Origin of the sequence: Vibrio gelatinilyticus (genome assembly GCF_022836845.1) — a bacterium.
GTDB lineage: Bacteria > Pseudomonadota > Gammaproteobacteria > Enterobacterales > Vibrionaceae > Vibrio > Vibrio gelatinilyticus.
The window spans coordinates 72,631-94,231 of the sequence record NZ_JAJNNZ010000011.1; the positions used below are offsets into that span (position 1 = coordinate 72,631).

General features: G+C 44.4%; 16 protein-coding genes and 1 riboswitch. Of the genes, 7 read left to right on the top strand and 9 right to left on the bottom strand.

The window, feature by feature from the left end; translation table 11 throughout:
- Position 1: 1 nt before the first annotated feature.
- The gene (locus tag LNL84_RS13865) at positions 2 to 982 is read left to right on the top strand and encodes an alpha-L-glutamate ligase-like protein (RefSeq protein ID WP_244358164.1); all 981 of its coding nucleotides are present in this window, start codon (positions 2 to 4) and stop codon (positions 980 to 982) included.
- 171 nt (positions 983 to 1,153) lie between these two features.
- Here LNL84_RS13865 and mukB read toward each other — a convergent pair whose 3' ends face one another.
- From mukB to cmoM, 4 genes are read right to left on the bottom strand one after another with little or no spacing between them, the layout of a single operon-like run.
- A complete protein-coding gene (gene mukB, locus LNL84_RS13870) occupies positions 1,154 to 5,608 on the bottom strand; it encodes a chromosome partition protein MukB (protein WP_244358165.1) in 4,455 nt (1,484 codons plus the stop codon).
- Positions 5,605 to 6,333, bottom strand: coding sequence for a chromosome partition protein MukE (gene mukE, locus LNL84_RS13875; RefSeq protein ID WP_244358166.1), 729 nt, complete (start codon positions 6,331 to 6,333; stop codon positions 5,605 to 5,607). Before mukE ends, mukB begins: the two co-directional genes overlap by 4 nt.
- Positions 6,314 to 7,651, bottom strand: a complete 1,338-nt coding sequence (gene mukF / locus LNL84_RS13880; protein WP_244358167.1) for a chromosome partition protein MukF — start codon at positions 7,649 to 7,651, stop codon at positions 6,314 to 6,316. Before mukF ends, mukE begins: the two co-directional genes overlap by 20 nt.
- Before the next feature lie 14 nt (positions 7,652 to 7,665).
- Entirely contained in the window at positions 7,666 to 8,445 is a 780-nt protein-coding gene (gene cmoM, locus LNL84_RS13885; protein WP_244358216.1) for a tRNA uridine 5-oxyacetic acid(34) methyltransferase CmoM, read from the bottom strand.
- Between the two features lie 114 nt (positions 8,446 to 8,559).
- Between cmoM and elyC the strand changes: the two genes are divergently transcribed.
- The gene (gene elyC, locus LNL84_RS13890; protein ID WP_244358168.1) at positions 8,560 to 9,399 is read left to right on the top strand and encodes an envelope biogenesis factor ElyC; all 840 of its coding nucleotides are present in this window, start codon (positions 8,560 to 8,562) and stop codon (positions 9,397 to 9,399) included.
- A 175-nt stretch (positions 9,400 to 9,574) separates the two neighbouring features.
- Here elyC and torR read toward each other — a convergent pair whose 3' ends face one another.
- Entirely contained in the window at positions 9,575 to 10,285 is a 711-nt protein-coding gene (torR, locus tag LNL84_RS13895; protein ID WP_244358169.1) for a two-component system response regulator TorR, read from the bottom strand.
- Between the two features lie 294 nt (positions 10,286 to 10,579).
- On the opposite strand from torR, the gene torD reads away from it, so the two are divergent.
- From torD to LNL84_RS13920, 5 genes are all read left to right on the top strand, one after another.
- Positions 10,580 to 11,230, top strand: a complete 651-nt coding sequence (torD, locus tag LNL84_RS13900) for a molecular chaperone TorD (protein ID WP_244358170.1) — start codon at positions 10,580 to 10,582, stop codon at positions 11,228 to 11,230.
- Positions 11,231 to 11,539: 309 nt separating this feature from the next.
- On the top strand, positions 11,540 to 12,550 hold the full coding sequence (gene purR / locus LNL84_RS13905) for an HTH-type transcriptional repressor PurR (protein ID WP_244358171.1): 1,011 nt from the start codon (positions 11,540 to 11,542) through the stop codon (positions 12,548 to 12,550).
- Positions 12,551 to 12,722: 172 nt separating this feature from the next.
- Positions 12,723 to 12,809: riboswitch (cyclic di-GMP riboswitch) on the top strand.
- Positions 12,810 to 12,926: 117 nt separating this feature from the next.
- The gene (locus LNL84_RS13910) at positions 12,927 to 13,517 is read left to right on the top strand and encodes a TfoX/Sxy family DNA transformation protein (RefSeq protein ID WP_244358172.1); all 591 of its coding nucleotides are present in this window, start codon (positions 12,927 to 12,929) and stop codon (positions 13,515 to 13,517) included.
- Positions 13,518 to 13,639: 122 nt separating this feature from the next.
- The gene (locus tag LNL84_RS13915) at positions 13,640 to 14,320 is read left to right on the top strand and encodes a TVP38/TMEM64 family protein (protein WP_244358173.1); all 681 of its coding nucleotides are present in this window, start codon (positions 13,640 to 13,642) and stop codon (positions 14,318 to 14,320) included.
- 9 nt (positions 14,321 to 14,329) lie between these two features.
- A complete protein-coding gene (locus LNL84_RS13920) occupies positions 14,330 to 14,653 on the top strand; it encodes a putative signal transducing protein (protein WP_244358174.1) in 324 nt (107 codons plus the stop codon).
- Positions 14,654 to 14,715: 62 nt separating this feature from the next.
- Here LNL84_RS13920 and LNL84_RS13925 read toward each other — a convergent pair whose 3' ends face one another.
- From LNL84_RS13925 to topA, 4 genes are all read right to left on the bottom strand, one after another.
- Positions 14,716 to 15,510: an alpha/beta fold hydrolase gene (locus tag LNL84_RS13925; protein WP_244358175.1), complete on the bottom strand. Its 795-nt coding sequence runs from the start codon at positions 15,508 to 15,510 to the stop codon at positions 14,716 to 14,718.
- Positions 15,511 to 15,673: 163 nt separating this feature from the next.
- On the bottom strand, positions 15,674 to 17,131 hold the full coding sequence (gene glgA, locus LNL84_RS13930) for a glycogen synthase GlgA (protein WP_244358176.1): 1,458 nt from the start codon (positions 17,129 to 17,131) through the stop codon (positions 15,674 to 15,676).
- Position 17,132: 1 nt separating this feature from the next.
- Positions 17,133 to 18,350, bottom strand: coding sequence for a glucose-1-phosphate adenylyltransferase (gene glgC / locus LNL84_RS13935; RefSeq protein ID WP_244358177.1), 1,218 nt, complete (start codon positions 18,348 to 18,350; stop codon positions 17,133 to 17,135).
- Between the two features lie 503 nt (positions 18,351 to 18,853).
- Complete coding sequence (gene topA / locus LNL84_RS13940; protein WP_244358178.1) at positions 18,854 to 21,481, bottom strand: type I DNA topoisomerase; 2,628 nt, start codon at positions 21,479 to 21,481, stop codon at positions 18,854 to 18,856.
- Between the last annotated feature and the right edge of the window lie 120 nt (positions 21,482 to 21,601).

The following is a 21,601-nucleotide window of genomic DNA, read 5'->3' on the forward strand; positions in this document are numbered from 1 at the left end:
TATGTTAAATAGAATTACCTCTCCGTTTAAGTTACGTGACCGCGGTATTATGGGTATGAACAAGCGCAACCACAGCTACATTGGGCGCTATAACGATCGTTCAAAGTACCCGTTGGTTGATGACAAGCTCAAAACCAAGATCATTGCAAAAAAGGCCGGGGCAACAACCCCTGCCCTGATTGGGGTCATTCGTAGCCAAGTTGAAGTGAAGACCATTCATAACATGGTCAAAGATTGGCCTGGCTTCGTGATTAAACCGGCTCAAGGCAGTGGTGGTAAGGGTATCCTTGTTGTTACCTCCCATAAAGATGGGGTTTATACCAAGCCGTCTGGCTCTACCATCAATAAAGAAGACGTCGAACGCCATATCAGTAATGCGTTGGCTGGGCTGTTTTCTCTGGGTGGCAAGAACGACGTTGCGGTGGTCGAAAACCTAATTAAGTTTGACGATTGCTTTGAAGGCTTTAGTTACGAAGGTGTTCCTGATGTTCGTATTATCGTCTTTCAGGGCTACCCTGTGATGGCGATGATGCGTCTTTCAACGTCTGCGTCTGATGGTAAGGCCAACTTGCACCAGGGTGCGGTAGGTGTTGGCATTGACATCGCGACCGGTAAGGCGGTGCGAGCGGTGCAATTTGACCAACCAGTGACCCACCACCCAGACACTGGCAAGGAACTGGCGCTACTAGCGGTTCCTCACTGGAAGCGTCTACTCACTTTGGCATCAAGCGCTTATGAGATGACCAGTCTGGGTTACATGGGTACAGACATGGTGTTGGACAAAGAAGAAGGCCCAATGGTACTAGAGCTAAATGCTCGACCGGGTTTAGCTATTCAAATTGCTAATGGCTGCGGTATTTTGCCGCGATTGCAGCACATTGAGTCGCTCGGTACCCCGGATCCCTTCAGCTACCCTTCCCCTGAAGAACGCGTTGAATATGCGGCTAAAATGTTTGGTCATGGTGAAATCCAGGATACATAACGTCATTGCTCACCGAGCATCGACCTAGTCTCTAAAAAGCGATTGTTGCCTGCAACAGTCGCTTTTTTTTAGTTAAGTCAGTCTGCACAATCGAAAACAAAAAAACCATGGAGCGGCTGGCTCCATGGCTTTTATGGATGGTCGAGTGGCTGTTTATATCAGCTCATTGACTCAGCCTAGTGCATCTTCCACTAAGCCTTGACGACTTGTTTTACTTGAAAGGTTTTCGCCAAATCCACGAAGTCCAACGACATGAACGTGCTCGTGATCTTTAAAGACCTTTCTCACCAACTTATAAGTGGTCCCTTTTTCTGGGCTGATGTTTTCTGGCGCGGCAATCAGCAATTGCATACCTTGACGATCACACAGCTCAAACAGTGTCGCAATAGACTTACTGTCCAGTCGGGCTGCTTCATCGAGGAACAGTAAGCGGCAGGGCATGATGTCTTTGCTGCGTAATCTGCGCGACTCTTCTTCCCAGCTTTGAACAACCATCAGCAGAATGGACTGCCCCGTACCGATAGCCTCACCCGTAGACAGAGCACCAGATTCGGCTTGTAACCAACCATCAGAACCTCGGTTGACTTCAACACTCAATTCCAGATAGTTACGATAGTCTAAGAGCTCTTCACCAAGAACCTGTGGGGAACGTTGTCCCATATCGATATGTGGATTAACACGCTGGAATAACTTCGCTATCGCTTCTGAGAAAGTGTAACGTGATGACTCGAATAGATCTCTATGCTGCTGCGTAAGTGCCACTAGCAGTTGCTCATGACTCTCACGGATCTTGACATTCAACCGCACTCCTTTCACCTGACCAAAGTGAATATTCGATAACCCCTGATTAAGCATACGAATTCGGTTTTGTTCCCGTTGAATCGTTTTGTTGATAATGCTCGCCACTGACTCTGAACTAATGGCAAGACGGCTTTCACGCTGAGTAAGCTCTTCGGTTAATCGAGCAAGCTCTACTTCCATCTCTTCAATGGCTTCGACAGGATCATCGGTGCGAATAATATCCTGACGAATGCGCTCACGTAGGTGTTGATATACCGCGATGTAGAACAGAACCTTGCGTTCTGGCTTAGAGTTGTCTTCAGACAGTCTTAGCGCATCTCGCAAGTCGTCGTTATCTGCAACCGCTAAACGCAGCGCGCCCAACGATTTATCCGACATTGAACGCAGCTCAGCGGCAGACAGGTAAGCAAGCTCTCGACGGTGTAAACGGCGCTCAACATCATTGGCCTTGGCAAGGCGAAGTACATTACACCAACCGGCTTTGGCGATGACGGCAATGCTGCGGAGCTCAAGATATTCTTTCGACACTTTCTTGAGTCGTTTAGCCAGCGACTTCATCTCCAGTTCCGTAGAGGTGAGTGTTTTCTCGTATTCTGATCGGCGGGTTCTTGATGTCTGCAGAGCCTGATTCAATTGATCTTTTCTTTGCTCAGCACGCTCTAGTGTGCTGTCATCTGGCACAATACCGTATTCTTGCAATTCCGCTTTGAACTCTTGAACCGTTTCAAGTTTCGCTTGATGGGAGCTCTTCAAAGAAGCCAGAACCTGATTGTACTGGTTCACTTGCTCGCGAGACTGATTTAACGACTCTCTAAAACGAGCCCGGGCACTTTCTGCCTGCACCAACTTCGCTTTTAACTGTTCGCTCAATTCACTGCTTCGATTCAATAAGTCCATTGAATCCTGGTAGGCGAAATAAGGGCGACGTTCAACTAAGTCTGCCACTGCAAAAATGGTTTTTTTCAACGCTTGCAATGACTGATCGGCACGCTGGTAGTCTTGCTCAAGGGCATCAAACTGTTGTGGGTCCACCTCGAGCGCATTAACGATGGGTGCTAGCTTATTAAGAACTTCACTGCGCTGAGATAAAAAGCGCTTCGCTTCATTTAGAGATTCGATATTAAGCTGGACTTCTTCGTGACGCATTTCGAGAGTGTCATCAAATACATTCGACGTTAACAGTGCCAGTTTATCAAGCAGGATAATCGCTTGCTTACACGAGGTAAGTTGGCCGCTTTGCTGCTGCTCTTTCTGGTGCAGTTCATTGGACAAGCGCGTGCTCTTATTGAGCACCTCTCTCTGGGTAAGTAAAGCCTGCTCTGGATCGGCTTCAAATGCGTGTTGCAAGTGCTTGGCAACAAAATCGTTGAACGCTTGAAAAACGCGTTGCAGTTTCTGTGCGTCGAACGACGCCTTAGCATGCAGTTCAACCGTTACATCTCTTTCTTCACGCAGCTTTTCTAAACGCTGTTCACGCGCAGCACGGCCAAAGAGCGGGATTTCGGGTAAACGTGAATAACGCAATTGACGGTCATTTAATTGCACACAGACTGCGCCTTCGAGCTCATCCGCGTCAAATGTACTGTCGTCAAAGGCATCAATGTCACCTTCAATGATGTAGAGATCTTCAGGGCAGTCGTCGAGCTCGACCAATTTCTCTTTAATGCCATCAAGGTTTGAAACGACAATAGCGTGACGAGCTGGCCCGTACATAGCGCTGAAGTACGGCGCATCGCTAAGCGTAATATCATCGTAAATCTCCGATAATAAGACGCCACCAAGGGTATCTGCTAAGCCTTTTAGTCGCGGGTCATTTGAGCCCCCCGGCGAGGCCAACAGTTCAATTTCACTTTCAAGCGAATGTCGCCGCTGAGCAAGAGTATCTCTTTGAGACGAGGTTTCACGCTCTTTCTCTAGTACTTTTTGCATGGCACTGATCACAGCGCCGCGCTCTGTAAGCTCATAACCCGACTGTTCTCTTAGAGCGACTAATGCATCGTTAGCGCTGATCCATGTTGGAGCGTAGTGTTCGAGTTTTTCAATTTTGCCGCGCAGCTCTTGCTCCTTTTGACGAGCATCACGCTGCTGCTCTTTTACAAGCTCTAGGTCGCTTTGTAGCTCATCGGATAGTGCACGTTGACGTTCTGATTCAAGTTCAACATCTGACTCATCGTGGATATTGACCTGAGCCAGCTCAGCGTAATTCTGAATCAGCTGTTTACCTTGATTTTTCTTCGTTAGCTGCTTCTCGATGTCCTTGCTTTGAGCGTGCAACTGAGTGCCGTTTTTGGCTTCTTGGGTGTAGCGTTCCGCTTTTCTTAATAACGCTTTTGCATGGACAGACGCCTCTTGACGCGGGATCTGTGCATCAACCTGTTTAAGCAGTTCAAAGGCATTATCGAACTGTTCAGCAACGGCTGATGACATGTCAAGGCGATGCTTAAGCTCTAGCAATACATTGGTGTCATGTGTTTCTGTCTGCTTCAATCTTGCCAAATGCTGCGGTGAATTATCAGCATTAATATCGCCATCACCGAGCAGCTCACGCGCTTTTTCTAACGCTTGAACGGCCTGTTGGTATTGCAATGCTCGAGTTTGCTGTACATCAAGCGCTTGTTGGTAGTCGGCCAACTGCGTTTTCAAGCTATCGACTTCTTCCTCGGCAAAACGGCTTTGCTCTTCGATGGTAAGCTTAGTTTCTTGTGCCTCTTCCACCACCATCATTTGCTCTTCGAGTCGTTCGCTCAACTCCTCGAGATCATCTTGATAGCGCGAGATTTTCTCTTGCTGACGCAATGCGTTTTGCACGAGTTGCAAATGGTCTTGTGCAGCCTGATGATCTTGCTCTAGCCCTGACTCCTGGTCATTGAGCATGTCGAGTTGTTGCTGAACATTATTAAGCAATTCGTTTTGAGCAATAAGCGTCTGCCTAGAACCAAACAATTCGTTTCTCAACGTCAAGGTTTGCTCTAGTCTGTTGCGTCGATCGTTTGCATGGCGCATGTAATCAGCGGCAACGTAATTGGTCGACTCGGTGATCAAATGCTTAAACAGATCGCGGTCGGTTTGAGTCGTTTTGATAGCCTCAAGAGTCATGCGGTTTTCACGCAGCGCCGATTCCATATCTTGGAAGGCTTTCTTTACCCCACCGTTTTGCGGCAACAAGTAATCACGAAGTGAGCGCGTAATCGCGCTTGAAATACCACCATACAGTGACGCTTCGATTAATCGGTAAAACTTCGAGCGATCGCTGTTATTACGCAGTTTCTTTGGTAAAACGCCAAATTCAAACATTTGCGCATGGTAATCAACAATAGAATTAAACGCTTTAAATTGAACCCCTTCGATCGCCAAAGCGGCTTCTTTCACTTCATTGATAGGACGTACTCTGGCTTGATTGTCAGAAACATTCTCGATCAAGATATCCGTAGGTTTGATATGGCTTGGTAAGCCCTGGATAACAAAGGGTTTGATGTCCACTTTCTTATCACGACCAGCGACTTGCTGCAGTTTGACCGCAAACAACAATCTTTGGTTGCGTGAGTTCACCACGTCTAAGGCTGAGTAACAGGTTCCCGGTTGCAATTTTCCATACAAGCCTTTGTCGCGAGACGCTTGGGAACTGCCTGCTTCAGTTGTATTTCTAAAGTGAAGAAGACCCTGATCAGGAATCAGTGCGGTGATAAAAGACGCCATCGTGGTCGACTTACCTGCGCCATTACCGCCTGATAAGGTGGTGACTAACGTATCAATATCAAAGGTCCGGGCAAAAAAACCGTTCCAGTTCACCATTGTCAGTGATTGATATTTACCTCTTTCAATCATACGTCAGCCTCTTGTGTTGCTTGTTCTTTCTTGTCTTCATTATTAACTATTTGACTCGGAATTAAGCTACCTTGTGTCGGAGCCTGGGCATGCACCACAGCCTCGCCATCACGAATAAGGCGCAATTGTGCTTCTTTCATGTCGTCGCCAACTCTAACATCCGCGCCAAAGCGAAATACCGCTTCACTGATACGGAATTTTCCACTGTCACCAATTGAGATGGTCATTCCCAAACGCTTAAGGCGGCGCAACGAAGTGCGCACTTTGTCGAAAAGTTTCTCTTTGTCCAGATCCGAGCCAGTTGCTCGATTGGTGACCAGCCTCATCAACTTTTTATCATCGGTTAGTGACAACAACTCGTCATAGAGTTCTTGGTGAGTAAAAATCCCTTCGTGTGCTAATCGCTCTGGGCTTAGATACAAGAAACACAGCACTTTTCCCACCAGCATATCGAGCTCTGACAATACACTTCGACCTATTAAGCTGGTCGAACGTGGTCTTAAGTAAAAGAAGCCTTCTGGAGCTTTTACCAGTTCAGTGTTATAGCGCTGATAAAAGTGCGCCAGTTCGGTTTCGAAGTCACACAACAAAGCATGGTTGTCCATGTCTTCGCTCGAAATGTGTCTCCCCGCGCGCAATACACTATCAAGCGCTGGGAAGAGTGGGTTTGAAATCGCTTTGGCCAGTTTTTCTGGCATATATTCATTAATATTTGTCGATGACATTTGCTTGTACCTTTGCGCCAAAATCGTTGATGGCTTGCCAGTCGGGTTGGATGGCAGAGTAGTCGGACTGGGAATACCCCATACGTACCGCTTGATCAACAACGATTCTCGCTAAATCAAAATGATGAGTGCGTGGGTGGGCGGCGAGGTATTCTTTCAAAACCACACCAAGATCAATCGCGCCCCCGTGCATTTTATGCTTGGCTAGCATGGCCGAGATTCTCTCTGCTAGCTCATCATTTACCTGTTCAAATTCTTCGTATTCAACATCAAGAGGGGCCTCGCCTGTCACTTCATCATTACGAAGTAACATGGCTTCATCTCTCATGTCAGTGAGCTTGTCTGCATCAGCATAAGTAAGGAACCAAGGCATCTCGAAGTAGTCAGTTACCGATTGACGAAGTCGCTGACTAAACGCGCGATTCTGGTCCATATCGATGGCGGTTCGAATAAATTTATGTACGTGGCGATCGTAACCAATCCATAGGTCTATTGCTTGTTGACCCCAACTGATTATTCGATCCAACTTCATTTGCAGTGCAAACAGCGCTTCTCCGATGAACTCTAAGTCATCGTCGCCGTAAACAATTTCCTGGATATCGAGCAATTGAGATTGCAGTTCATCACTTGCTGCTTGCAATGTATCTTGCAGCTCTCTTAGATTTGACGACGTTTCTGACAGTAAGCTTTCACAGTTACTGATCGCTTCACGCCAATCTTTGTTGAGTAGCTCGGCAATTTCGGCTTTAACGGTTTGCTGTTGCTCATCCATGACACGTTGATTGAGATCGATTTGGTCAAAGATCTCTCCTACCGAATATTGCAATACCCCGAAAACATTCTTTCGCCAGTGCGCTATGGTTCCACCTTCTTGGGCTGCAATAATGGCCTTACCCATCTCATCTGCAACCATAGAAAGTTGAATCGAAAGTCTTAGTCTGGAAAATTCTCGGTGACGGACGTAATAGTCTGTGATTCCAACGGCTAAGGGAGTCAAACGATAGATGCTCGCCCCTTCCGTGACTTCGCTTGTAAAGCGTGTGAGTAACCTTTGGTTGACTAACTCATTAATAGCGTTGTTGGCTCGAAACGCGGAGGCTTCCCCGGTTTCTTCAAATTGTTGGGTGACAATTTTAAATGCATCATGCAATTCACCTTCACCCAGCTCTTCATCGAATCTTTCGTTACTTAATACCGCGATGGATATTAAAAAACCAAGACGTTCCGTGGAAAGATTCAATGAAAAATCATGCTGCTTGACCCACCCTATCAATTCATCAATCGGTTGATCAGCAGCATGCAGAGTCTTCTCACTCATGTTCTTTCCTGTTGTTATTTTTTCCTAGCCCATACATGAATGTATCGACCCAGAGACAAATACGGTTCTTGCCTGCACAGCGTTTGTTCAAGCTGCAAGACATCCTCTGCCGTATAGTCTCCCATATATTCCATGTTACCAATGTAGTCACTAAAAGAACGGATTCCAGATTTTCCACAGATTTCGAATCCGGCTTGCTCTATCCATTGATAAACATCTTCAGGCTTTAACCCTTTTTGGGGCTGAAGCTTAAATCTCTTTCGATGCGGCATTCCATCCAGTACGTGTGGAATATTGCCGCAGATGACGTTTTTTAAAACCAAACCATGATGGTTGTAGAACATAACAGAAACAATACCGCCTTGTTCAATTTGCTGTAAGACTTTTTCAAGAGCAAACTTAGGATCCGCTAACCACTCCATTACGGCGTGAAAAAGCGCCAGGTCAACAGACCCCTCTATGTGCTGTTCAATATTCTGTATTGGACTATGAATCAGCCGATAACGGTCGCTTAATCCATTTTTCTCGATGTCCGCTTTTGCAATCGCAAGCATCTCTGAAGAGAGGTCGCACAAGGCGACTTGGTGTCCACGCGAGGCTATACGCTGCGATAATTGGCCCAATCCCCCACCAGCATCTAATACTTTGAGTGTTTTTTTAGTATCATCCAACTGAGCTAAGATTTCGGTTATGTCTTGCCAAACAATAGTTTGACGGATCTCACCTTTTTCCGAGCCATAAATATTTTTTGCAAATTTGTGGGCAATATCGTCGAAATTTCGGTCTTCTGTCACAGTTTGTTGAGTTATCATAACGAATCGTATCGCTATTCTGTCATATAAGTGGCAGGAATAAAGGATCTTGTGCCCTTTACAGCGTCAAGTGGTGTTTTTTCGGACTATTTATCTATGTTTGAGCTGAAAAAAGTCGTGTCATCTTTACTTATGCCTTTACCTGCTATGCTCATTTTGGGCTTTTTGGGTTTAGCACTCATCATGTTTACAGCGAGGCGTCGCCTAGGCTGTATGGTTATTCTTACATCTCTTTGTGGGATATTTCTCGTTTCTTTCCAACCATTCTCTAGCCGGGTGTTAATGCCTTTGGAACGTCAATACACAGCGTTTCTTACCACAGCAGAATCTATTGATTACGTAATGGTACTTGGCAGTGGCCATGTGGTTGACGACGCCATTCCGCCTACATCTGAATTAAGCCGCAGTTCTTTGATGCGGCTGAATGAAGGGATACGCATTATGCGTATGTATCCTGGAACTAAGCTTATATTGTCTGGCTACTCTGGTGGTACTGAAGTAAGCCATGCTCGCATGATGGCAAAAGTTGCATTGGCTTTGGGGGTTCCGAAACCGGATATTGTTTTACTTGAAACCGCAAAAGACACTTGGGAAGAAGCTCGCCAAGCCGCCGCTTTTGTTAATACCAAGAAATTGGTATTGGTGACATCGGCAAGCCACATGGCAAGGGCTATGAGTGAATTTGAATCTGCTGGCCTTAATCCTATTCCAGCGCCTACCAACTATCTGGCTCAGAAAAACGTCGAGCAATTTTGGCAAAAATACGCTCCAAGAGCAGTGTACTTAGAGCAAACGGAGAAGTATTGGCACGAGCAGATGGGGTTGATTTGGAAAAGTCTGCGTGACTGGGTATCGGAAGAACAATTTGAGCCTGTTGATATCAACGTGTCTGATCTAACTGGTGGGGATGACAATGAGTTGGTATTACCCGAATAAAGCGACCCCAAGCACAAATTAGCTGATTGAACATCAAAAAAGGCCGATGATAACTCATGGGCCTTTCTTATATGGTTCTCAACAGTAAAGGCTAACGCCCTCGTAGTCATGCTAACTTCATTGAAAAATTGCGTCAGTGCGATTCTCAAAAATAGTGACATGGAAACACGTGAAACTAATCTCCTGCAAACATATAGCCTTCGCCATGAACCGTAATAAAAATCTGTGGGTTTTTGGGATCAAATTCCATTTTCGCTCTCATGCGGCGGATCAGAACGTCGATTGTTCTGTCATTTGGTGCATCCACCCGGTGACTGATCATATTCAATATTCGGTCACGGCTTAATACCTGATTAGGATAGCTGGACAATGCCACCAGCAGTTCGTATTCGGCTTTGGTGAGTTTCACCGGTTCGCCATGACGACTTAAAGAACGTCGTTGTTTGTCAAAGATCCAGTCGGAAAAGTGCACGGTATTGCCGTCAGGTTCAAAAGTATCTCGGCTTACCGCTTTGTTGGTTAAAGAAATCCGCCACAACAAGTTCTTTACGCGTACGAGCAACTCTCGAAGCTCAAAAGGTTTCGTAACGTAATCGTCAGCCCCCATTTCCAGCCCGACAATTTTGTCGATACTGTCGGTTCTGCCTGTCACAAGAATAATTCCGATATCTGAGTGGCTTCTGAGTTCTCTGGTCAACATCAGGCCATCTTCGTCCGGTAAGTTGATATCTAGCATAATCAGGTCGATGTTTTGTGATTGCAAAACCTCCCTCATTTGCACGCCATTTTCAGCTTCGCTAACCTGATACCCCTCTTTCTCAAAGTACCCTGCTAACTTGCTGCGTGTGACAACATCATCTTCGACGACTAAAACGTGATAGCTCATATTCACCACTTTTAAAAAAATCGGATTACCGAGTCATTCTATTCATAATTGTTCACAATTCTAGCTCACATTTGCAAGAACAATAGAAACTCGGAGCTTTATTGATTCAAAACAAACTCAATCGCATCACAAGAACAAACGCGCTTTAATTTAGCGATAACGTTGACACTGGTACCAAGCGTTTGCTTTCTGTTTATCTTTGATAACAAATCACTATTTTTCTTCATGAAAAGAGTTATTGCTGTTCATTTTTTTTCGCTAAACTTATGTCATTACGTTGTGGAGTAGAACAAAATGCAAGAACTCAAAGCATTCAATGAACAAAGAGCTGAAATATATTGGTGGTTGTCGAGCCTGTTTGCCAAAGAGCTGACCGAACAAGAACTCGATAAATATCACTCGGCCGAGATTAGGTCGTTCCTTACCGGTTTGGGACAAAACGAAATGCTTGCCAAGCCGATAGAGCAATTAATAACTTCATTGAATCAACTACAGGATAGAGAAGACGCACAATTAGAACTGTCTGCGGACTTCTGCGATCTTTTTTTAAAAACCGATAAACACGGTGCGCTGCCTTATGCCTCTATGTACATAGGTAAGTCCGGCTTACTTAATGACACCCCAGCGCAAGATATGGCAGACCTGTTAGCAAAGCACAATATTGCCGTTGATAAAAACCTCAACGAGCCTGCGGATCACATTGCAATCGAACTCGACTTTCTCGGAAATTTGATCATTCGTTCTAATGAATTGGAATCAGCTGTTCATATGGAAGAGGCTCTACGCTATCAAGCCAATTTCATAGAAAGTCAGCTGTTAACCTGGCTCCCCGAGTTTACCCAACGCTGTCAGAAACAAGATGAGTTTGGCTTCTACTCGGCCGTGTCATCGGTACTATTAGCGTTCTGCAATATTGATTTACAGTACTTAAAGGTCGAACAATAGTGCATTTTCCGGTTAGTTACCGTTCATGTATTTGCTAGAAATGCTGCACGAGCTGTATATTTGCTAGGTAGATCATTGCTTGCCATTCCTTCTAGTACTAGAATCAGGTCACATAGAGTGCTATATGACCCTCATCTACAATACCTACAAAGGTCAGCACCAATTAATAACCGCTTTTACCAGCGGTTTTTTTAATGAACCACTATCGACTATACCTAAGAAAGTATTTATGCATTTTCTTAGGTATAAACTAATTTTAATAATAAAGAAGAAAACAATCCGAGAATACGTTTTCTACAGGATCCAGTTATGGCAACAATTAAAGATGTCGCCCGTCTTGCCGGCGTATCAACGACTACCGTCTCTCACGTAATCAATAAAACACGATTCGTAGCAGAAGCTACACAAGAAAAAGTAATGGCGGCCGTTGACGAACTCAACTACGCCCCAAGTGCCGTCGCTCGAAGCTTGAAATGCAACTCAACTCGCACCATTGGAATGCTAGTAACACAATCAACTAACTTATTTTTCTCTGAGGTTATCGATGGTGTCGAAAGCTACTGTTATCGACAAGGTTATACGCTGATTCTGTGTAATACCGGGGGTATTTACGAGAAACAACGAGACTATATCCGCATGCTTGCTGAAAAGCGCGTCGACGGTATGTTAGTCATGTGTTCCGACCTAACTGAAGAACTGCTGCAAATGCTAGAAAAGCACTCCGACATTCCAAAAGTCATTATGGATTGGGGACCTGAAAGCTCACAAGCAGACAAAATCATTGATAATTCGGAAGAAGGCGGGTATTTAGCCACCAAGTACCTTATCAGCAAAGGTCATACCGATATTGCCTGCTTAAGTGGTCATTATGAAAAGGCCGTTTGTAAAGAGAGAATTATTGGTTATAAGCGAGCATTGGCCGAAGCAGGTCTAGAAATGAAAGAAGATCGCATTTTAGAAGGCAACTTTGAGTGCGATACTGCTGTTATCGCGGCAAACCGCATCGCAGCAATGGAAGACAGACCTACAGCTGTATTCTGTTTTAACGATACTATGGCACTTGGCTTGATGAGCCGACTTCAACAGTTGGGGGTTCGCGTACCTGAGGATGTTTCCGTTATCGGCTATGACAACATTGAACTGGCTGAGTATTTTTCGCCGCCGTTAACTACGATTCACCAACCAAAGCGCCGTGTTGGTAAAAACGCGTTTGAAATTCTTTTAGAACGAATCAAAGATAAGGGGCACGAAAAGCGAATTTTCGAAATGCACCCAGAAATTATCGAACGACATTCTGTCAAAGACATTACAAATCAATGACAAAAGCGCCCTTTCGGGCGTTTTTTTTGATCTCTTCCACAATTAATATTTATGAATTTGTTAGTAAATATTACCCCTTCATCACAAATCACAATCCTTTTTGTGAACCAATATCACAAAAATGAACCATAACCTTGCCGAAGTAATGTGCTTTCATTTTATCCTATTGGGGTCACGCACAGGGCAAACCATTCGAAAGGGTGGGACGCAAAGCCACCGGCCTAAACCAAATGAATTGGTAGGTAGCGGGGCTGCCGATGGCAAAGGTGACTTTTTTTGAAAGGATTCAAAAACCTGACATGAATTTGACACCTGTTTGCTAACCTCTCGGACCTGATTCTGGTGACTTAATCAACAACACCGAGATATAGAAAGCATGGACAATCCAATATTAAAAAATTCGATGCAATTATTTGGTCAACTAGGAAGAGTTAAATCACGCTCGATGTTTGGTGGATTTGGCATTTTTGTAGACGATACAATGTTTGCATTAGCAGTGAATGATAAGTTACATATCAGAGCTAACCGTCAGACCGCTTCAACTTTCAAGACTCTAGGTTACAAGCCTTACGTCTACAAGAAACGCGGATTCCCAGTAGTTACTAAGTACTTTGCACTTCCTGAAGATTGCTGGAACGATGAGGCGACAATTTTAACGTATGCCACATCAGCATTGGAAATCGCAAAACAAGAAAAGGAGAAACAGTCAGAGGCCAAACCAACTCGCCTCAAAGACCTGCCTAACTTACGACTTACTACAGAGAGAATGCTCAAAAAAGCAGGCATCGACTCTGTGGTTGATCTAGAAGAACATGGTTCGGTTGAAGCTTACAAAGCGATTCAAAGAACGCACACAAATAGTGTTGGCTTAGAACTGCTTTGGGCCTTAGAAGGAGCAATTAACGGCACTCATTGGTCCGTTATTCCTCAGACTAAGCGTGACGAGCTCGCAAGTAGGTTGTGCTAACTAACTGCGCTTCTATATAAAATCAGCCATTTGGCTGATTTTTTTTATTCCTACTCATTGAAATTTAATGTTTGTTCGCCCTGTCTACTAGACTAACAAGCAGACCCACTAGGAATCTAAGCATGAATAAGAAGCTCATATTCGGTATTATTCTCGTAGCCACTATCATTTTTTTGGCTATGAACTTTAGCCACTTACTCACCCTTGAAAATGCCAAAGCACAACAACAAGTCCTGACAAGTTATATCCAAGATAACTTTGTGACGGCTGCCATCAGCTACTTCTTCGTTTATGTTGCCATTACGGCTTTTTCTATCCCCGGAGCTGCAGTAGTCACTCTTTTAGGTGCTGCTCTGTTTGGATTCTGGAATAGCCTTCTACTTGTTTCTTTTGCCAGTAGCATTGGAGCGACACTTGCCTTTTTAAGCAGTCGATTCTTACTACGCGACTGGGTACAAAGTAAATTTGGTTCTAAATTACAAACCATTAACCGTGGTGTCGAGAAAGATGGCTCTTTTTATCTGTTTTCTTTGAGGTTGATTCCTGTCTTTCCTTTTTTCCTTATCAACTTACTCATGGGATTAACACCTATTAAAGCGTCGCGCTTTTACTTAGTGAGTCAGATCGGTATGCTGCCAGGAACTGCAGTTTATTTGAATGCGGGGACCCAACTTGCCACTATTGATAGCTTATCGGGCATAGTCTCTCCTGGTGTCCTACTGTCTTTTGCGTTATTAGGTTTATTCCCGCTGATTACGAAGTGGATTATGGGTCGACTTCAAAAAACACCTCAAATCCAGTAACGAGACGCAATGAAAATATACATAGGTTCAAACCCAGCCGAGACTCACATCGTTTGCCAGTTGCTTAATATGGAAAATATTCACTGTGAAGTACGTGGTGAGGGTCTATTTGGATTGCAAGGTGAAATCCCTTTTGACGATTCAACTCAACCTTATATTTGGCTTGATGAACCAAAGAAGAAGTCTCAGGCCCTAGAGGTTATATATCAGTTTAAGCTAGACCAGTTGAAATCGAACGACACTAAGACTTGGCTTTGTCAACAGTGTGGAGAAACCAATGATTGGCAATTTGCGGTGTGTTGGCATTGTGAGGCGATAGGTTCTGAGCAGTAGATGACTGACCGGCTCTGGACCAAAGAGCTAGCTTACAGCTAAATAGTGCTCTAGGACGTTATTTAGCTGTTTTCTTTTATAAAGTTAATCGAGTGTCGATTAAACTCTTCAGGCTTCTCTACGTTGCACACGTGGCCACAGTTTTCAATTTCTTTTAATTGACTAGAACGGTGCTCCGCCACCATCTCTTTAACAGGCTGAATAAACATATAGTCTTTATCTCCCATCAAATAGAGCGTTGGGATTGGAAGTTCTTTGTCTTTAAAATAGCGGTTTAGAGGGTTAACCTCTGAGGTCAGAATAAACCAGCGTTTGAACTCTTTTTGACACAGCTTTTTCGCTTCACGCACAAATAGATGGCGCGACTCTTTTTGACTTCGTTGTGGCATGACGATATACGCGAATAACCGGTATAGCCACATGTACGGAATGATGTGCTTACTAAAATTACCTAGGGTAACCAAAATCTGAGAGCGCGTATTAAGTCGCGTTACAGCGCCCCCTAGCACCATAGTTCTCACACGTTCAACAGCCAGTTCTGCAATATTACGCACAATGATCGTTCCCAGTGACATTCCTACAAAGTGTGCCGACTGGATTTTTAAATGATCAAGAACACGTAAGATGTCCATCGTCACCGATTTAAAGGTGTATTTGTTACTGATGATATCTTTAATCAGCTGGTTGGACTTACCGTGACCACGTAAATCAATAAAAAGCAGGTTAAAGTGCTCTTTATAGGCTCGTATTTGCTTGAACCAAATGGATGAACTGCCCCCCGCACCGTGCACAAAGACTACCCACTCTTTACTTGTAGGGTGTGGATAGGTTTTATGAAATAGTAACGCTTGACTCATATCGCTCATTTGTTCTCTGGTCGTAATTGCCCATACCCTACCATAATCGGCAGAATTTGCGATATTCTACCCAATAATTTTTCTTTGAAAATGATTGCCAAATGTTTATCGCTTCGTTCTAAAAGAAAAAAGCAGCTCTAAACGCTGCTTTTTTGTCCGTGTGTTAATTCTCGCCCAATGCGAGCTCGTACATCGAGATGTACTCTTTTGCCGACTCTTGCCAGCTAAAGTCCTTTCTCATCGCTCTGAGCTGCATCTGGCGCATTTCCGTAGGGTTTTGTAGATAGAACAACACCACTCTCTGTAACGCTATAAGCAAAGCATCATGACAAGGCTCAATAAAACCAAATCCTGTCGCTTGTGCCGGATTTTCATCGTAATCAACAACGGTATCTTTTAGTCCACCGACTTGTCGCACAATAGGCAACGTGCCATAGGCCATACTGTAGATCTGATTTAAACCACAAGCCTCAAACTCAGAGGGCATTAAGAAGAAATCAGCACCAGCTTCTACCAAGTGAGCAAAACGATTACTGTATGCCTCTACAAATGAAAGCTTATCACTGTATTGTTCGGCAATATCTTTTAGGTGAGCCGCGATTTCTGGCTCGCCGGTACCGATAATCACCACCTGTACATCATTGAGTAAGAACTTTTCCAGGATCGGTAAGATATAGTGAAAGCCCTTTTGGTGAGTCAGGCGACACACCATACCGACCATAGGAATATCTCTTTGTGGCAAGTTTAACTCTGTTTGCAACAGTGTTTTTGCCGCCAACTTTCCTTGCAACATGTCTTCCAGTTCATCGCTATAAGCCTTTGGCAGGAAGTCATCGTTGCGTGGGTTCCACTCTGAATAGTCGCAACCGTTGACGATGCCGTGCAGATCTTTAGCTCTGTGTACAAAGTCATCAACTAGGCCATGAGCCCCTAAAGGGGTCACCAGCTCTGCTGCATAATTGGGGCTTACTGCATTGATCTTATCAGCAAAAGCAATGCCTGCTCTCAATGTACTGACGTATCCTGGGTCCCACTGCAAAAATTCCATTCCAGATAAGTTTAATTCCGGAATGATTTCGAGTTGAGGGTAAGAGAAAATGCCTTTAAAAATTGCATTGTGAACCGTGAGTACTGACTTAATGCCGGCAAAGCGCTCATCGTGTTCGTAGCGAACTTTCAACAAAAATGGGATAAGTGCGGTATGCCAGTCATTGGCATGAACAACACTAGGTTTAATGCCGAGCTTAGGGAGTACATCCAAGCTTGCCGCCGCAAAAAAACCAAAACGTTCACCGTTGTCGCTGTAAGCTCGATTGTGCTCGGCGTATAACTCGGGACGGTCAAAATACTTATCGCATTCAATAACGAAAACATCGACACCATCCAGTGCCGTTTTTTTCACTTGATATGCAGTATGGGGCCAATGTTCCAATTCTGTCGATAGAACCAATTCATAGTGTTCTTTATCAGGCAGTGCCTGATAGCCAGGAATTGCTATCGCAACGTCTTTATCCAGCTCTTGCAACGCTTTTGGCAGAGCCTTGGCTACATCAGCCAAGCCTCCACTTTTTACCAATCCTTGCGCTTCAGAAACTGGAAACCAAACATCAAGGTTTCTCATTCTAGAATCCAACTTTCATCCCTTTCTTGATGACGACAACACCTTCTGGTGACACGTGAAATCTTTTCGCATCTAGCTCAAGATCCTCACCAATGACCATTCCAGGTGCAATTTCAACATCTTTGTCAATAATCGTGCGACTGATTGTACACCCTGCGCCAATTTTTACATCCCCCAAGATAACGCATTCACTGATTTTTGTTCCTGCTGCAATATTACTGCGATAACCCAGTACAGACTTATAGATGGAAGAGCCTTGTACATAGCTACCCCCTGAAATTAAGCTGTCTGTTACCTTAACATTGTGATGCTCAGCATCGACAAACGTGGCAGGTGGCAATGGCGGATAATAGGTGTGTAGAGGCCATGAGCGGTTATAAAGAGAAAACTGTGGTTCTTGCTCTAACAGATCCATGTGGGCAGCCCAATAAGAATCAATGGTACCCACATCACGCCAGTACGTTGTGTCTTTCTCACCAGGGATTTTGTTGGTCGAGAAATCGTAGACGTAGACTTCACCTTCAGGGAACATCTTAGGAATGATATCTTTGCCAAAATCGTGGCTAGATTCTTTGTTGTCAGCATCGATTTCTAACTCATGGCATAGGGACTTAGCGTCAAAGATATAGTTACCCATTGAAACTAAAGCCATATCTGGATGACCTGGGATAGATTTTGGGTTCTCTGGTTTTTCTTCAAAGCCGATCATCTTGCCATTTTCGTCGACTTCAATGACGCCAAATTCAGTTGCCTCTTTCAATGGCATACGCAGTGCAGAAACCGTCAGTTTTGCTTCCATACGCTTGTGGAAATCCAGCATTTGGCGAATATCCATTTTGTAAATATGGTCTGAGCCAAAAATACAGACCTGCTCAGGGTCAGATAATTCAATGAAGCGAATGTTTTGATAGATCGCATCAGCTGTGCCTTCATACCAACGTTTGCCATCACGCATCTGTGCTGGAACGGGATCAATGAATCGATCGGTAATTCCAGATAGGTTCCAACCCTTTTTCATATGTAGATAAAGTGATTGCGACTTAAACTGTGTTAACACGTAGATCCTCATTAGATCCGCATTAATAAAGTTGTTAAGCGCAAAATCAATGAGGCGATAACTTCCACCAAAAGGAACCGCAGGTTTGCTGCGCGGCTCCGTTAATGGTCTTAACCTTGAACCTTCGCCACCAGCAAGAATCATTCCTAATACACCAGCCATTTATTTCTCCGTTCTCGTTACAGCCTTGTTAGTCATCATCAAACGCGATACTTTTATTGAGTTCGGGGGATCGTTCGATGACGTATTTTTGTAAACTACAAATTTGGCGGGTTGCCCTACCAAGCCTTCGTTAAATCGTATATCAACAAATAAAATTAACCATTAAAGCTATCATTAGATCTTTTGCTTTGCATTTACCTAAATTATCGTTTCTCGTTGAGATTACAATGCATAATGCTGCATTCTATTAACTTGATTTGACTTTCACTACGAGCTTTGAGTTAGGTCACAGTATGGCGTACTGGAAAATTGGGCGGGTTACTTAGTCATTACAAAATTCATACACATTATCAACGTTAAATTTCGAGCCTAGTCCCCCGCAACGTCAAATACCACATGGCTTACAGGAGGACTCTACCGTTTTATCCGCAAAGCGGTGATTAAAACAATGGTGCAACTTATGCAAAAAAAAGAGCAGCGTTACAACGCTGCTCTTTCAACTACTATTTTTTAGGTTTCTTTCGTTTGTCTGTGATTTCCCATTTGCCGTCTACATAGAGTGCAGTCCAACCCGATGGCTTACCATCAACTTCTGAACGTACATAATTCTCTTTCGATTTACGGCTAAAGCGGACCACAGTCGGCTTACCATCAGGATCTGCTGTGGGAGCATCTGCAAGATAATGGAACTTAGGTGATATCCGCTCTTTATATCTCCGTAACTCCTCTACAAGAGGCGCTCGTGTTTCGCGAGATTTAGGAAAGTTACTCGCGGCCATAAACAGGCCAGAGGCTCCGTCTCTTAATACAAAGTACGCATCAGAGTTCTCGCAAGGCAGTTCAGGGAAATGAACGGGATCTTCTTTAGGTGGTGCAATTTCACCATTCTTAAGGATCTTACGGGTGTTTTTACACTCTTCGTTTGTACACCCCATGTACTTACCAAAACGGCCATTTTTCAATACCATCTCAGAGTTACATTTATCACACTCAACCGTTGGGCCGTCGTATCCTTTAACCTTGAACTCACCTTTCTCTACGACATAGCCATCACAATTTGGGTTATTACCACATACATGCAATTTACGTTTGTCGTCGATTAGGTAGGCATCCATTGCGGTTTCGCAAATAGGACAGCGTTTTTTCGCACGCAATGCGGCTGTTTCAACGTCCTCTTCAAGAACATTAATGATGCCTTCTTCGTCACCTAAGTTAATGGTGGTTTTGCAACGCTCTTTTGGTGGTAAAGCATAACCTGAACACCCTAAGAAAACACCTGTCGATGCTGTACGAATACCCATTTTACGAGAACAAGTTGGGCATTCAATATCCGTTTCAACGATATGATTTGGCTGCATGCCGCCAATCTCTTCATCAAGCTCGGCTTTTTCTAGATCAGCGGTAAAGTCCGCAAAGAACCCATTGAGTACGCCTTTCCAATTAGCTTCACCCTCTGCGATTTGGTCGAGCTTCTGCTCCATACGTGCCGTGAAGTCATAGTTCATTAAGTCTTCAAAGCTGCCGCTCAGACGATCAGAAACAATCTCACCCATTTTCTCTGCATAGAAACGGCGCTGTTCAACTTTAACGTAACCACGATCCTGAATAGTCGAAATGATCGAAGCGTAAGTCGATGGACGACCAATACCACGCTTTTCTAGTTCTTTCACTAGAGCAGCTTCAGTAAAACGCGCTGGCGGTTTAGTGAAGTGCTGTTTTGGTTCTAAAGCATCTAGAGACAACTTGTCGCCAATCTGAACCGATGGCAAGATCGCATCTTCGTTTTTACCAAGTGGACGCTGAACACGAGTCCAACCGTCAAATTTTAGAATACGACCTTTGGCTTTCAAAGTGTATTCTGATGCTTTGACACTGATGGTGGTCGAATCATATTTTGCCGGTGTCATTTGACACGCTACAAACTGATTCCAAATCAGCGAATAAAGTTTGTGTGCATCCGCTTCCATTCCTTTTAGATCATCAACTTTGACATTAACATCTGAAGGTCGAATCGCTTCGTGCGCTTCTTGCGCCCCTTCTTTACTGCCGTACCTAATAGGCTTAGCTGGTAGGTAAGCATCGCCAAATTCTTCGCCAATAAAGCCACGTAAGTTCTCTACAGCCTCGCTACTCAAGTTGGTAGAATCGGTACGCATATAGGTAATATAACCGCCTTCATACAGACGCTGTGCCAACATCATGGTCTTTTTAACGCCATAGCCAAGACGAGTACTTGCCGCTTGCTGTAATGTTGATGTGATGTAAGGTGCCGAAGGCTTGCTCTGTGTGGGTCTATCTTCGCGCTTACACACCTCAAAGGTGGCTTTCTCTAGAGTTGCAACTGCAGTCGATGCTTGAGATTCGTTGACCGGTTTAAAGGCCACACCATCTTTTTGAGCTACGAGCAGACGAAAATCGACATTGTCTTTGGTTTGGGTGTTAGCATGAATATCCCAGAACTCTTCTGGGATGAAAGCGTTAATTTCACGCTCTCGTTCAACGAGCAGCTTAACGGCAACAGACTGAACACGCCCAGCAGATAGGCCCCTCGCAACTTTCTTCCAAAGCAAAGGAGAAACCATAAAGCCAACCACGCGATCGAGGAAACGACGAGCTTGCTGCGCGTTGACTCCATCCATACTCAGCTCACCTGGCGATTGGAACGCCTGCTGAATGGCATTTTTTGTGATTTCGTTGAAAACTACACGTTTGTATCGCTCTTCATCACCACCGATGATCTCGCGAAGGTGCCAAGCGATAGCCTCTCCCTCACGGTCCAAATCGGTTGCGAGATAGACGTGATCTGCATCTTTGGCGAGTTTTTGTAGCTCGGCAACAACTTTTTCTTTGCCCGGCAGAATTTGATAGTTCGCAGCCCAGTCATGATAAGGGTCAATACCCATTTTCTTGATCAGCGCTTTACGATCTTTATCTTTCTTAATTCGTGCTTTTTCTTCTGCACTTAAGCCTTTTGTCGAAACCGCAGCTGCTTTTTTGCCTGTACTTTGACCAGCAGTAGGCAGGTCACGTACGTGTCCTACACTCGATTTTACAATAAAATCTTTACCGAGGTACTTGTTGATAGTCTTGGCTTTAGCTGGCGACTCCACTATTACTAGTGACTTACCCATATTGACTCTAACGTCCTATATCATGTTGCGACGTTTTAATCGCACGATGTTCGAATGTAATTCTTCTTTTTACTATTGAGCGATAAACAAAGAAGATCAACCTGTTTTTTGGTTTACTAC